The sequence below is a fragment of the Streptomyces axinellae genome (genome assembly GCF_039532135.1).
Taxonomy (GTDB): Bacteria; Actinomycetota; Actinomycetes; order Streptomycetales; family Streptomycetaceae; genus Streptomyces; species Streptomyces axinellae.
Map to the genome: position 1 here is coordinate 176,055 of NZ_BAAARJ010000009.1, position 12,588 is coordinate 188,642.

The 12,588-nt window shown below is 69.1% G+C and carries 10 protein-coding genes and 1 tRNA gene; 7 read left to right on the plus strand and 4 right to left on the minus strand.

All coding sequences use genetic code 11. The features are described from left to right. Positions 1-74 precede the first annotated feature (74 nt). Positions 75-866 carry an IclR family transcriptional regulator gene (locus ABD339_RS15690; protein ID WP_344566406.1) on the plus strand — a complete coding sequence of 264 codons (792 nt, stop codon included), beginning with the start codon at positions 75-77 and terminating at the stop codon, positions 864-866. 141 nt (positions 867-1,007) lie between these two features. Then, positions 1,008-1,081: transfer RNA gene (locus ABD339_RS15695), tRNA-Lys, on the plus strand. An 897-nt stretch (positions 1,082-1,978) separates the two neighbouring features. Here the strand turns inward: ABD339_RS15695 and ABD339_RS15700 are convergent. Continuing rightward, entirely contained in the window at positions 1,979-2,989 is a 1,011-nt protein-coding gene (locus tag ABD339_RS15700) for an ABC-2 transporter permease (protein WP_344566408.1), read from the minus strand. Positions 2,990-3,235: 246 nt separating this feature from the next. Between ABD339_RS15700 and ABD339_RS15705 the strand changes: the two genes are divergently transcribed. From ABD339_RS15705 to ABD339_RS15725, 5 genes are all read left to right on the plus strand, one after another. After that, positions 3,236-3,829 (plus strand): lytic polysaccharide monooxygenase auxiliary activity family 9 protein, encoded by a 594-nt coding sequence (locus ABD339_RS15705; RefSeq protein WP_344566410.1) that lies wholly within the window; start codon positions 3,236-3,238, stop codon positions 3,827-3,829. Between the two features lie 376 nt (positions 3,830-4,205). Then, positions 4,206-5,357: a winged helix DNA-binding domain-containing protein gene (locus tag ABD339_RS15710; RefSeq protein ID WP_344566412.1), complete on the plus strand. Its 1,152-nt coding sequence runs from the start codon at positions 4,206-4,208 to the stop codon at positions 5,355-5,357. 462 nt (positions 5,358-5,819) lie between these two features. Beyond that, the gene (locus tag ABD339_RS15715; RefSeq protein ID WP_344566414.1) at positions 5,820-7,889 is read left to right on the plus strand and encodes a glycosyltransferase family 2 protein; all 2,070 of its coding nucleotides are present in this window, start codon (positions 5,820-5,822) and stop codon (positions 7,887-7,889) included. After that, positions 7,886-9,892 carry a radical copper oxidase GlxA gene (glxA, locus tag ABD339_RS15720; RefSeq protein WP_344566416.1) on the plus strand — a complete coding sequence of 669 codons (2,007 nt, stop codon included), beginning with the start codon at positions 7,886-7,888 and terminating at the stop codon, positions 9,890-9,892. The genes ABD339_RS15715 and glxA overlap by 4 nt, the downstream gene beginning before the upstream one ends. Positions 9,893-10,063: 171 nt before the next feature. After that, entirely contained in the window at positions 10,064-10,426 is a 363-nt protein-coding gene (locus tag ABD339_RS15725; protein ID WP_344566418.1) for a VOC family protein, read from the plus strand. 91 nt (positions 10,427-10,517) lie between these two features. Here the strand turns inward: ABD339_RS15725 and ABD339_RS33820 are convergent, their stop codons facing one another. The 3 genes from ABD339_RS33820 to ABD339_RS15735 form a co-directional block, all read right to left on the minus strand. Then, positions 10,518-10,727, minus strand: a complete 210-nt coding sequence (locus ABD339_RS33820) for a transposase (protein ID WP_425576006.1) — start codon at positions 10,725-10,727, stop codon at positions 10,518-10,520. A gap of 67 nt (positions 10,728-10,794) precedes the next feature. Beyond that, positions 10,795-11,472, minus strand: a complete 678-nt coding sequence (locus ABD339_RS15730) for a helix-turn-helix domain-containing protein (protein ID WP_425575998.1) — start codon at positions 11,470-11,472, stop codon at positions 10,795-10,797. Positions 11,473-11,492: 20 nt separating this feature from the next. After that, a complete protein-coding gene (locus tag ABD339_RS15735) occupies positions 11,493-12,551 on the minus strand; it encodes a glycoside hydrolase family 6 protein (RefSeq protein WP_344566422.1) in 1,059 nt (352 codons plus the stop codon). Positions 12,552-12,588 lie beyond the last annotated feature (37 nt).

A 12,588-nucleotide genomic window follows, 5' to 3' on the forward strand; every position in this document is an offset into this window, starting at 1 on the left:
GCTATCGTGAGACCTACAGCCGTGACCGCACGGAGCGGCCAGGACGCAAACGGTCACAACCCCAGGGGGACACCGTGGCGCTACTCCAACCATCCGGGGACCCGTCCCCGGAGCCCGAGCGGGAGCCCGCCGCGCTCTTCGGCTCGGTCCGCTACGCGCTGCGCGTGCTGGAGTGCGTGGCCCGGCACCGGGACGGCATCCACCAGGAGGAGATCTCCCGCGAGACGGAGCTGCCGCCCAGCAGGCTGTCCCACCTGCTGCGGATGCTGCGCCGCGAGGGCTACCTGCACCGGCTCACGGACGACTCGTACGTCGTCGGGGAAGCGCTGGTCCTGCTGGGCTCGGGCGTGGACCGGGCCCGCGCGCTGCGCGAACAGCTCCAGCGCACCCTCACCGAGCTGCGCGACACGGTGGGCGCCGCCATCTACTTCGCCCGCTATCACGACGGCGAGCTGGAGACCACGCAGGTCGCGGACGGGCCGCGGACACCCTCGGTCAACCAGTGGGTGGACTTCCGCTCGGCCGTGCACGCGACCGCGATCGGCAAGTGCCTGCTCAGCCAGCTCGACCACGACGGCAGACGCGACCACCTCTCCCGGCACAAGACGGCCCGGCTGACCTCGCGCACGATCACGGACGAGCAGCTGCTGCTGAACACCCTGGACCGCCAGCCGCCCACCGTCCCCATGCTCGACCTCCAGGAATACGCGGTGGGCACGGTGTGCGCGGCCGTCCCCGTGACGGCGGGCTCCTCGGTGAGCTGCCTGGCGCTCTCGCTGCCGGTCGGTGAGGCGCACCGGCTGCGCAGGGCGGCGGAGACGCTCAGTAAACAGGCGGCGCCGGTGATGCTGTCCCTGGCGATCTGAGCCCGGCGCTCCGGGGATCCGGCGGTCGGGCCTCGGCCTGTCAGAGCCCCGTCCGCCGGGTTCCCGGCGGCCACCCGGGTGGTCATCAGCACCCCCGGGGAGGGGGTAGTATTTCTTTTGTCGGCCGGAAACGGCGGGCAGGCGCCGTTAGCTCAGTTGGTTAGAGCAGCTGACTCTTAATCAGCGGGTCCGGGGTTCGAGTCCCTGACGGCGTACAGCGAAAAGGCCGGGTCCCCTTGGGAAACCAAGGGGACCCGGCCTTTTGTTCATGTGATGGTGGCGCATTCTCCGGCGGAGGTCCTCCGGTCGCGCTCACCGGCCGAGGGCCGGTGAGCGCGACCGGAGGACCCAACAGCGGGCACCACAGGGGCGACTACGCTCGGTGACGCCTATCGCGCGGCCTCACCTCCCGCCCCCCTGTTGTCGCTGCCCGCGCCCCGTCTCCTGCTGTTGCTGCCCGCCCCCTGCCTGCCCCAGACGGACCCGGTCCTGGTAGGAGGGGGCCCCGGGAGGCGCTCCCTGTGGCTCCCTCCTCGAATTGCGCGGCAGCAGGTTCCCGGCGGGAGTGTGCTGCGGCTCCGCCCAGCGATCAGAACGCTCGGCCCTGAGAGGGGTCCCCGCCTCCATGGCAGCGGCGGTAGTCGGTGGGCCGTCCAGCACGCTCAATATCTCGTCCAACAGTGCTTCCTGCTGACTGTCCGAGAGCAGCGGTGGGCCCTGCGGGGACGGCGGCGGAGAAGAGTGGTCCGTTCGTCCCTGTCCGCTCTCCTGGACCGGTTGGCTCCCCAGGTTCGGATCCATAAATGGCATGCGGCCACGCTCCCATCGCTTCAAGGGAGAGCGCGGGACTCCCCCGCCGAGCCGACGGCGACGTCACGCGTGAGCCTGCCTCAGGCCCCGCCCCCTAAAGGGCTCTCCTGGTCCGTGCAACGGGGTTGCGCGGAAGGGCGTTCAAAACGATCACCCGCCAAGGGCCGCCACCCGCCGCACCGCTGAACGGTCCGATCATGTCGCCGGCAGAGCGGACCGTCCCGAACGGTCGCGGAGCACGACAACGGCTCTGCTGCCGTGCACCCCGTACACCGGTCGCGCCACTGGGACTTGATGCGGCGTCAGATGGGCAGGGCCGGTCCCCGTTCTCTGCGCCGCAGCGAACCCACGAGCAGCAGCAGGGCTCCGCCGACCGCCCAGGCGGCCAGCACCACCATGGGGGTGGCCAGCGCGTTGCCGGAGAAGTAGACGATGTTGCGCACGGCCGTGGTGCCGGCGCCGGTGGGGATCCAGTCGCCGATGGCCCGCCAGAAGGACGGGACCAGGTGCTTCTGGAAGGCGCCGCCCGCGCTGGGGTTGCCCAGGACGACGAAGATGACGACGGCCAGTCCGATGCCGACGATCCCGAAGAACGCCTGGAGCGCCATCGTGAAGGCCGCCGTCCCGAAGACGATGAGCGCGCCGGTCCACCACAGCGCCACGAAGTGGCCGGGCAGCGCGTGCAGTACGGGATCGACGATGATCGCGCCGCCCAGTCCGGAGAGGACGGAGTAGAGGGCGACGCCGGACAGCCGCAGCGCCCCGGCGCCCGGTCTGGCCGGCCGGGTGCCGAGGGTCACGCCGAGCAGGGAGGCCATCAGGTAGCCGCCCACCAGCCAGCCGACGATGAGATAGAAGGCGGTGAGGCTCTCGTAATCCTGGTCTCCGGTGGGGGTGACGTCCTCGACCTTCAGTTGACGCCCCTGGCCGACTGCCGCCTTTTCGCCGACTCTGCGCAGGGCTTGGGCCTGTGGTCCGCCTGCCGCGGAGGCGACCAGCAAGGTGTCCTGCTTGCCGCGCGGGTTCATCACGTAGGCGCCCTCGTCGTCCCGCTCGGCGATGCGCCGGCGGGCCTCCTTCTCGTCCTTGACCGCGGTGACCTCCAGGGGGTGGCCGGGCAGCCTGTCGAGCTTTTCGGCTGCCTGCCGGGGCGCGGCGGCGGCGACCGGGATGCCCTGCGGGTCGGGGTGGTGGAAGGCGCCGATGTAGGAGAGCAGGAAGCCGAGTTGGATGAAGAGCACGCCGATGACGAGCACGAGGGCACCGGGCGAGGGGGCGCCGCGGACTCCGGCGCCGGGGGTGGCGTTGAGCATGACCTCAATCTCTTTTCGGTGATTTTCCCCATCCATACCGCATGGCCCGGTTCATCCCGAGCAGCGAAGGGGCGGACGGAGACAGAACTTCCTCTTGCATTGGTCTGGACATGACGTTGCGGACACCACTACATTCCGACTTGGTCTAGACCGATGAGGGCCACCGAGAGCGGTACGCCCCCACATCCGCAGAGCACTCCCACACGCAGAGCAACTCCGAACCCCCACGAACCACCAGGAGCGAGCATGCGCAAGAAGATCGCCGCTGCCGTCGTCGGACTCGGCCTCGGAGGGGCCGCCATGCTGTTCACCAGCGGCTCGGCCCAGGGCCACGGCTACAGCCAGGATCCGACGAGCCGTCAGGCGTTCTGCGCCGACGGCACGGTGGCCGACTGCGGCGCCATCCAGCACGAGCCCCAGAGTGTCGAAGGCCCCAAGGGCTTCCCCGAGGCCGGGCCCAAGGACGGCGCCATCTGTTCCGCCGGCAACGAGAGCTTCAAGGAACTGGATGACCCGCGCGGCGGGAAGTGGCCGGCCACCAAGCTCCAGGCGGGCCAGAACCACACCTTCAGCTGGACCATCACCGCCCGGCACTCCACCACCGACTTCTCGTACTACGTCACCAAGGACGGCTGGGACCCGGACAAGCCGCTGACCCGTGCCGACCTGGAGTCCAAGCCCTTCTTGACCGTCCCGATGAACGGGCAGAAACCGGACGCCACTTGGACGGCGGAGGGCAAGCTGCCCGAGGGCAAGTCCGGTCGGCACATGATCGTCGGCGTCTGGACGATCGCCGACACCGCCAACGCCTTCTACTCCTGCGCGGACGTCGAATTCTGACCGCGGCTGTCTGAACGGCGCCCCAGACGGCGCACCACGGACGCCACCCCCCACACCGAGGGCCGGGCCGCACGACGCGGTCCGGCCCTCGCGTGGCGAGCGATGGCCCGGGGCGCCCTCGCGGGACCCGACCCGCACCGTCACCGCCGTGACCGGTGACGGATCTCAGCGTCACCGCCTTGACCGGTGACGGATCTCAGCGTCACCACCTTGACCGGTGACGGTTCTCCACGTCACCGCCTTGACCGGTGACGGATCTCCACGTCACCACCTTGACCGGTGACGGTTCTCCACGTCACCACCTGACCGGTCACCGCCCCCGCGCCTCGCGGCCGTGTCCGTAGCAGGCGGCCCGGGCATCGGCGAGACTCCTGCCATGTCCTCCGCGCACCCCACCCGACTCACCCGACTCACCCGGCCCGCGCTGTCCCGGGCCCTGCTCGCCCGTCAACTCCTCATCGAGCGCGCCCGGATGCCCGTACGAGCGGCGGTCGAACACCTCGTCGGGATCCAGGCCCAGGCGCCCAAGCCGCCCTACTTCGCCCTGTGGACGCGGCTGGCGGACTTCGACCCGTACGAGCTGTCCCGGCAGCTGGCGGAGCGCGAGCTGGTCCGTATCAGCGTCATGCGCGGCACGGTCCACCTGGTCAGCGACCGCGACGCCCGTCAGCTGCGCCCCCTCACCCAGCGCATCCACGAGAGCGCCCTGCGCACCAACTACGGCAGGGCACTGGCCGGCGAGGACCTCGGGCAGATCGCCCAGACCGCCCGCGAACTGCTGGCCGGGGGCCCGCTCACCGGCAGCGAGCTGGGTGCCCTGCTCCAGGAGCGCCGGCCCCACCTGGAGGCGCGCGCCCTGTCGATGGCGGCGCGCTACCTGCTGCCGCTGGTGCAGGTGCCGCCGCGCGGGCTGTGGGACCGCTCGGGCCCGCCCGCGCTGGAGACCCTGGAGAGGTGGCTGGGCGCTCCCCCGGCCGCCGAGCCCTGCGTGGAGACGATGGTGCTGCGCTACCTGGGCGCCTTCGGGCCCGCCTCCGCGCGGGACGCGCAGACCTGGTCGGGCCTGACCCGGCTGGCGGAGGTGCTGGAGCGGCTGCGGCCCCAGCTGCGGGTCTTCGCCGACGAGGAGGGCCGCGAGCTGTTCGACCTGCCCGACGCACCGCGCCCGGACCCCGAACTGCCGCTGCCCGCCCGCTTCCTGGCGGAGTACGACAATCTCGTCCTCTCCCACGCCGACCGCTCCCGCCTCATGGACGACACCGTGCGCCGCTCGCTGGCCACCAGGAACGGCCAGGTGCCCGGCACTTTCCTGCTGGACGGCCGGGTGCGCGGCACCTGGAAGGCCGACACCCGGCGCCGGGCCGCCACCCTCACCCTGACGCCCTTCGGCCGCCTCACCGACGAGGAGGAACGCTCGCTGGCCGAGGAGGGCGAGCGGCTGCTGGCCTTCGCCACGGACGCCGGTCCGGGCCCGTACGCGGTCGAGTTCGTCCGGCCGGCCGGATCCGGCGGCGTGGGCGCGGGATGAGCGGGGCGTGAGCGAGGGGCGGGCCCGGAGCGAGGCAGAGGGCAGGCAGAGTACGGACAAGAGACGGCCGAAGGTGCGGCCGGACTGGCTCAAATACGCACGTCGCAGCCATATTTCGATGACGCATCCGTCACATCGGTCACGCCCATATCGCCATAATGGCGCTTAACCGCCCGCTACCGCCCTTGCGTTCAAGCGGCGAGTCCGGGAGCCTGACGTAGGGTCACCGCTCCACAAAACCGCGTAGACGCCCAGGTGAGGGGGCCAGGGCGGCAGAGCATCCCGCACCACGCGCCGGGGGGAGGCAGCGTGGTGAAGCGTGACCGCCGCCATGGAACCGGAAGTCGGCCCGTCGCTGTCTCAGCACCCAGCGGCCGAACCACGCCGCGCCAGCGTCTAGGGGGCCGAGGACGCGGGCCAGCACGAGAACACGCGGTGCGCCGCGTGTGGGGGGATGTACTGATGACCACGCCGCCAACCGGCCCCCAACCGCCGGAGGCCGGCCAGGACTCCAGCCGGACGACGCAGCTGCGGATCCCGGGACAGCGCAGAGCGGGCGGCACCTCCGGGCGCGGCATCCGCTGGACCCGCAAGGCCCTGCCCCGCTACGACTACGAGCACTACAGCAGGCTGGCGGGGCCCCTGAACCAGCCCGACCCCGGCAAGCCCTACCGCGTCAGATACCGCAGCCTGCTGGCCGACGAACCGCACCGCATACGCGCCGCCTTCCTCCTGTGCCTCGCCCCGCTGCTGTCGGCGGGGCTTCTCGTGTGGCTGATGCAGCCCCAGCACTGGACCCACCGCGACAAGGGCGAGGTCTCCGACCTGGTGCTCCAGCTCGACATCGTCATGCTGGTCTCCATCGGCCTGATCGAGCTGTTCCGCACGATGAACGTCGTCTCCAACGCGCACGCCACGCTGGTCGCGCGCGACCCGATACCCGTGGTGCCCGAGTCCGGCACCCGCGTCGCCTTCCTCACCTCGTTCGTGCCCGGCAAGGAGCCGATCGAGATGGTCACCAAGACCCTGGAGGCGGCCGTCCGGGTCCGGCACCGGGGCACCATGCACGTGTGGCTGCTGGACGAGGGTGACGATCCCGAGGTCAAGGACGTGTGCCTGCGCCTGGGCGTACACCACTTCTCCCGCAAGGGCGTCCCGGAGTGGAACACCGCCAAGGGCGCCTTCCGCGCCAAGACCAAGCACGGCAACTACAACGCCTGGCTGGACGCGCACGGCGACGACTACGACTTCTTCGCGGGCGTCGATACCGACCACGTCCCGCTGCCCAACTACCTGGAGCGGATGCTCGGATACTTCCGCGACCCGGACGTCGGCTTCGTCATCGGCCCCCAGGTCTACGGCAACTACGACAACTTCGTCACCAAGGCGGCCGAGAGCCAGCAGTTCCTCTTCCACGCGCTCATCCAGCGCGCGGGCAACCGCTACGACGCGCCGATGTTCGTCGGCACCAGCAACGCCGTACGCATCACGGCCCTCAAGGCCATCGGCGGCCTCTACGACTCCATCACGGAGGACATGGCCACCGGCTTCGAGATGCACCGCCACAAGAACCCGGCCACCGGCAACAAGTGGCGCTCGGTCTACACCCCCGACGTGCTCGCCGTCGGCGAAGGCCCCAACGCCTGGACGGACTTCTTCACCCAGCAGCTGCGCTGGTCGCGCGGCACCTACGAGACGATCCTCAAGCAGTACTGGCGCGGCCTGGGCACCATGCCGTTCGGGAAGCTCTTCAACTACACGATGCTGATGATCTTCTACCCGATCTCGGCGCTCAACTGGATCCTCGCCGCCCTCTCCTGCGCCCTCTTCCTGGGCATGGGCGCCTCCGGCGTGCAGATCGACCCGACCGTGTGGATGGCGCTGTACGGCAACGCCACGGCCCTCCAGATCGGCCTCTACATCTGGAACCGGCGGCACAACGTCTCCCCGCACGAGCCCGAAGGCTCCGGCGGCCTGGCCGGCATGCTGATGTCCGCGCTGTCCGCGCCGATCTACGCCCGCTCCCTGTTCGACACCCTGCTGCGGCGCAAGAGCAAGTTCGTGGTGACCCCCAAGGGCGACTCGGCCAGCCCCGACACGCTCTTCGGCACCTTCCGGGTGCACCTGTTCTTCATCCTGATCTTCGGCGGCTCGTTCGTGGGCTCGCTCTACCTGGGCCACGACCACCCCGCGATGCTCACCTGGGCCGCGCTCGCGCTGCTGATCACGGCGGCGCCGATCATCGGGTGGCGCTTCACCGTCCGCGCGGAGAAGAAGAAGCGCAAGCAGGGAACGAAACACCGGCACGGTTCCGGACAGGCCCCCCAGTCCGCCACCCCCGGCGGCTCCGGCGGCTCCGGCGGCTCCGGCGGCTCCGGCTACGACGTCCACGGCGACGAGGCGGCGGCCACGGCCCAGCTTCCCGTGACACCCGCGCCCGCGCAGGGCCCGCCCGCGCAGGGCCGCGCCGTCGGCAGGCCCGGCTCGCCCGACGAGACCAAGCAGATCGCCCTTGGGGGACGTAAGAAATGAAGTACCGACCGAGCCGCCGGGCCAGGCGCATAGCCATCGGCACGGCGGTCGTACTCGTGATCGCCGGATTCAACGGGCCGGCGCTGTACGGCTTCGCCTCGTCGCAGTACCACGAGTACAAGATCAACCAGCCGGAGTACAAGGCCGAGAAGGGCCACTGGCAGATCGTCGACATCCCCGAGAAGTACCGGATCAACACGATCCACGCGGCCCTGCTCAACACCGGCAAGGTGCTGCTCGTCGCGGGCTCCGGCAACAACGCCAAGAACTTCGACGCGAAGACCTTCCGTACCGTCCTGTGGGATCCGGTCAAGAACTCCTTCAAGAACATCCCCACCCCCAACGACCTCTTCTGCTCCGGGCACAACCAGCTCCCCGACGGAAAGCTGCTGGTCGCGGGCGGCACCCAGCGTTACGAGACGCTCAAGGGCGATGTGAAGAAGGCCGGCGGGCTGATGTTCCTCTACAACGAGAACCCCGACCGGGCCAAGACCATCAAGAAGGGCACCCGCTTCACCGGCCGGGAGAACGGCAAGACCTTCGTCGCGCAGAACGACGTGATCATTCCTCGCGCGAAGAAGAAGGCCGACGCCATGGGCCGCGTCCATGTGGAGGCCAGCTTGGCCCGCGTCTACGCCGAGGCGTCGCACAAGGGCCGCGAGTTCTCCACGGGCTCCCAGGACAAGTACCGGGTCAGCGGGCTGCAAGGCGCCGAGAAGCGGAACATCTACGGCATCGCGCAGAAGATGTCCTTCGACAAGAAGGACTTCCAGGGCATCAAGGACGCCTACGAGTTCGACCCGGTGGCCGAGCGCTACATCACCGTCGATCCGATGCACGAGGCCCGCTGGTACCCCACCCAGGTCACCCTCCAGGACGGCAGGGTGCTCACCGTCTCCGGACTCGACGACATCGGCCAGGTCGTGCCGGGCAAGAACGAGATCTACAACCCGGACACCAAGAAGTGGCACTACCTGCCCAAGACGCGCTTCTTCCCGACCTATCCGGGACTGCATCTGATCGGCCAGAACCGGATCTTCTTCAGCGGCACCACCGCCGGCTACGGCCCCGACAACAGGGGGCGTATCCCCGGCGTCTGGGACCTGGAGACCAACCGGTTCACCAAGATCCCCGGCATGAGCGACCCGGACACCCTGGAGACCTCCATGTCCGTGCCGCTGCCGCCCACGCAGTCGCGCAAGTACATGGTCGAGGGCGGCGGCGGGGTCGGCGAGTCCGACAAGACCACCGACAAGACCCGCATCGTTGACCTGAGTACCAGCAACCCGAGCTTCCAGGACGGCCCCAGGCTCTACGACAAGGTCCGCTACCCCAGCTCCGTCATCCTGCCGAACGACACCGTGCTGACGACCAACGGCTCGGGCCAGTACCGGGGCAAGAGCGACAGCAACGTACTCAAGGCCGGGATCTACGACCCCAAGAAGAACACCTTCGCCGAGGCCGCGGCCCCCCTGGTCGGCCGCAACTACCACTCCGGCGGCCTGCTGCTGCCCGACGGCCGCGTGATGACCTTCGGCTCGGACTCGCTCTACTCCGACAAGGCCAACACCAAGCCCGGCCAGTTCGACCAGCGCATCGAGATCTACACCCCGCCCTACCTCAACAAGGGCAAAAAGCAGCCCGACCTCCAGGACGTCGGCAAGAGCCGCAAGACACTGTCGCTGGGCGACAGCGTGTCCTTCAAGAGCACGGACGCGGCGAAACTGAAGAAACTGCGGCTGGTACGCCCCGGGTCCTTCACCCACGTGACCAACGTCGAACAGTCCTCCGTCGCCCTGAAGATGAGCAAGTCCGCCGACGGCACCCTGCGCACCACCATCCCCGACGACCCCTCGCTGGTGACCCCCGGCTGGTGGATGGTCTACGGCATCGACAAGAACGGCATCCCGTCCAAGGCCAAGTGGCTCAAGGTCAACGTGGACCCGACAGCCCAGCACACGACGGTGACAGCGGGCGACCCGAAGGTGAACCCGGACAACTGATCCCTGGCCAGGCGCGGTGCCCCGGGGGGCAGCCTGAATCAGTCCACCCCTGGCTTTGGAGGCCGCGCTACGGTCCCTGGGCATACTGCCCAGGCCACCGACCCCCTCAGCCAGGGCAGGGCCTGTCGTTTGGATCAAATCGTCGGAGCGGCCCTCAGCTACAGTGCGCGCATGACAATTCGCCGAATCATGCCCAATGTCGCGGCCCAAGACATCGAGGAGAGCCGGAGCTTCTACAGCGATTTCCTGGGTATGGACGTGCGCATGGACGAGCCCGGCTTCTTGATGTTGGCCTCGCCGGATAATCCGACGGCGCAGATGACCGTCGTATCCCCTGCCGCAGACCCATGGGACCCTCATACGTCCCAATCGAGACTGGCCGTCGAAGTCGAAGATGTTGATGCCGCGTACACCGCAGCCGAGCGCCGTGGATACCAGGTGGTCTATCCCTTGACCACGGAGCCCTGGGGGATCCGGCGCTTCTTTGTCCAAGCACCCGACGGGAGTGTCATCAATGTGCACAGTCACGTCTGAGGATGAAGGTGCTCATCGGGCAGACCGGAAAAAGATGCCAGCGACGTGAAGACCGCCCAGTTCAGGTCCTCGTCCGCGCCGGCTTGCGCCATCAGTGCGGTGAACACCCGCTTCCAGGTGCGCCGTCGAGGGCCCACATCCGTAATCGGTTGTAGACGCCTCGCCAGTTGCCGCATCTCTCGGGCAAGTGAACCCACCGTGATCCGGTCTGGACCTTGAAGGCGATCGCGTCGATCACCTGCCGGTGGTCCCGCCACCGGCCGCCTCGCCTCGGCGTCCGGTCTGGGAGTAGCGGCCCGATCCGCGCTCACTGCGCGTCCGCCAACGGCATACCCGGACCACCGTCCAGATGACCCAAACCAAACGCACTACTGATCTTTTCGTAAGTTCGGTGGATGTGGTGGGTGGATGGTCAGGCCGGTGTGGGCGAGGAATGACCATGGCAGTCGGGGGTTGGCGTTGATGCGGTGGATGCCTTGCTCGGTGGCGTCGGTGACATCGGCGAGGTTGGCGAGTTCACGCTTCTTGAGAGAGGACCACAACAGCTCCACCGGATTCAGTTCGGGAGCGTAGGCGGGTAATCGCTCCAGGGTGAGCCAGTCCTGTTCGGCGGTCCGGGCCCGCCACACCGACGCCCGCGACAGCACCATCCCCGTCACCCGGGTGACGACCTCTCCGACTCGCTCCAGGGTCCACAGGCCGGCCTCGAAACCATGAGCTTGGGCTCCTCGTATCAACGCGGCCCGAACAGCCTCGACCTGGGCGTCGTCCAGCTTGGGCGGACGACCGGTGGCCGCACGCCGGCGCAGGGCCGACACACCGCCTGTCTCCCACACCCGGCGCCACCGCCGCACGCTCTCGGCACACACCCCCACCGCCCGCGCGATCTCCGCATTCGAGACACCCTGCTCGAACAACTCGACCGCCCGAACACGACGTGCCTCCGCCAACTGCGGCCGGGACAAAGGAGGAAGAGAAGAACCCGCCGCAGAGGGCGACGGTCGATAAGCCACCCCGACAGCCTCCCACCCACGAGGCCACCACACCCACCTAACTTACGAAAAGATCAGTAGCGCTCCGCGTTGCGGGCCAGCCCCAGCGCGTACTTGGGCCACCACTGGCCCGCCTTCGGGCCGCCCTTGCATTCGCCGTCCGACTCGCCGGGCCGCTTGATCCACAGGTAGGCGTCCACCCGCTTGTCGCCCGTCTTCGTGGTGGGGGTCTCGCCCAGGGCGCGGCCCGGGGGGTTGCACCAGGTCTGTTCGTCGCCGGTGCCCTCGACGGGGCCGTTGCCGTTGCGGCTGGTGTCGATGACGAACGGCTTGTTGCCGACCATCGGGGAGACCTTGTTGCCGTAGGCGCGGTTGGAGGCTGTGGTCTGGTAGTTGGAGACGTTCAGCGCGAAGCCGTCGGCCTTGGCGATGCCCGCGCGGTTCAGGGGCTCGACCAGGCCGCCGGGGTCGCGTACCCAGTCGGGGTTGCCCCCGTCGAGGTAGACCTTGGTTCCCGGGAGCTGCTTGAGCTTGCTGACGGCCTCGTTCAGCAGCTGGTAGCGCTCCTCGTGGAACTCCTGCGGGGTGCAGCCCTCGGCCAGCAGGTGCGGGATGGCGTCCGGTTCGACCACCACCGTGGCGGAGCGGTCGCCGATGCCCTTCACGATGTTGTCGAGCCACGCGCGGTACGTGTCGGCGCTCTTGGCGCCGCCTTGGCTGTACTGGCCGCAGTCGCGGTGCGGAAGGTTGTAGAGGACGAGCAGCGCGCTGCGGTCGGCCTTGTCGGCCGACTTGGTCAGCCGTTCGACCTCGGCGCGGGGCTCGGGGCGGGTGATCCAGTCGGCGACCGGCCGGCTCGCGATCTTCTTTATGAGCTTGGCGTCGCCGCTCCTGCCGTCCCGTTCGTACGCGCTGACCTGCTTGGCGGCGCTTCCCGAGGGGTTGACCCAGTACGGGGACTCTGACTTGGGGCGCTGCCCGATGGCGGAGCCGCCTCCGGAACCGCCGCCGGAGTTGTCGTCCGAGGACGAGGAACACCCGGCGAGCAGCAGCGTCGCCCCCACCGCCGCGACGGACGCGATGCGCCGGGCGCGGGCCGCGCGCGGCAGCCGACGGTCGTAACTGCCGTACATCCACTCCCCTTTGGCCGAACTCCCGGGAACGTCCCGG

Excerpts from the sequence above, each read along its gene's own strand:
- ABD339_RS15700 (WP_344566408.1), bottom strand. The coding sequence starts at position 2,989 with ATGCTCAACGCCACCCCCGGCGCCGGAGTCCGCGGCGCCCCCTCGCCC.
- ABD339_RS15705 (WP_344566410.1), top strand. The coding sequence starts at position 3,236 with ATGCGCAAGAAGATCGCCGCTGCCGTCGTCGGACTCGGCCTCGGAGGG.
- ABD339_RS15710 (WP_344566412.1), top strand. The coding sequence starts at position 4,206 with ATGTCCTCCGCGCACCCCACCCGACTCACCCGACTCACCCGGCCCGCG.
- ABD339_RS15715 (WP_344566414.1), top strand. The coding sequence starts at position 5,820 with ATGACCACGCCGCCAACCGGCCCCCAACCGCCGGAGGCCGGCCAGGAC.
- glxA (WP_344566416.1), top strand. The coding sequence starts at position 7,886 with ATGAAGTACCGACCGAGCCGCCGGGCCAGGCGCATAGCCATCGGCACG.
- ABD339_RS15725 (WP_344566418.1), top strand. The coding sequence starts at position 10,064 with ATGACAATTCGCCGAATCATGCCCAATGTCGCGGCCCAAGACATCGAG.
- ABD339_RS15735 (WP_344566422.1), bottom strand. The coding sequence starts at position 12,551 with ATGTACGGCAGTTACGACCGTCGGCTGCCGCGCGCGGCCCGCGCCCGG.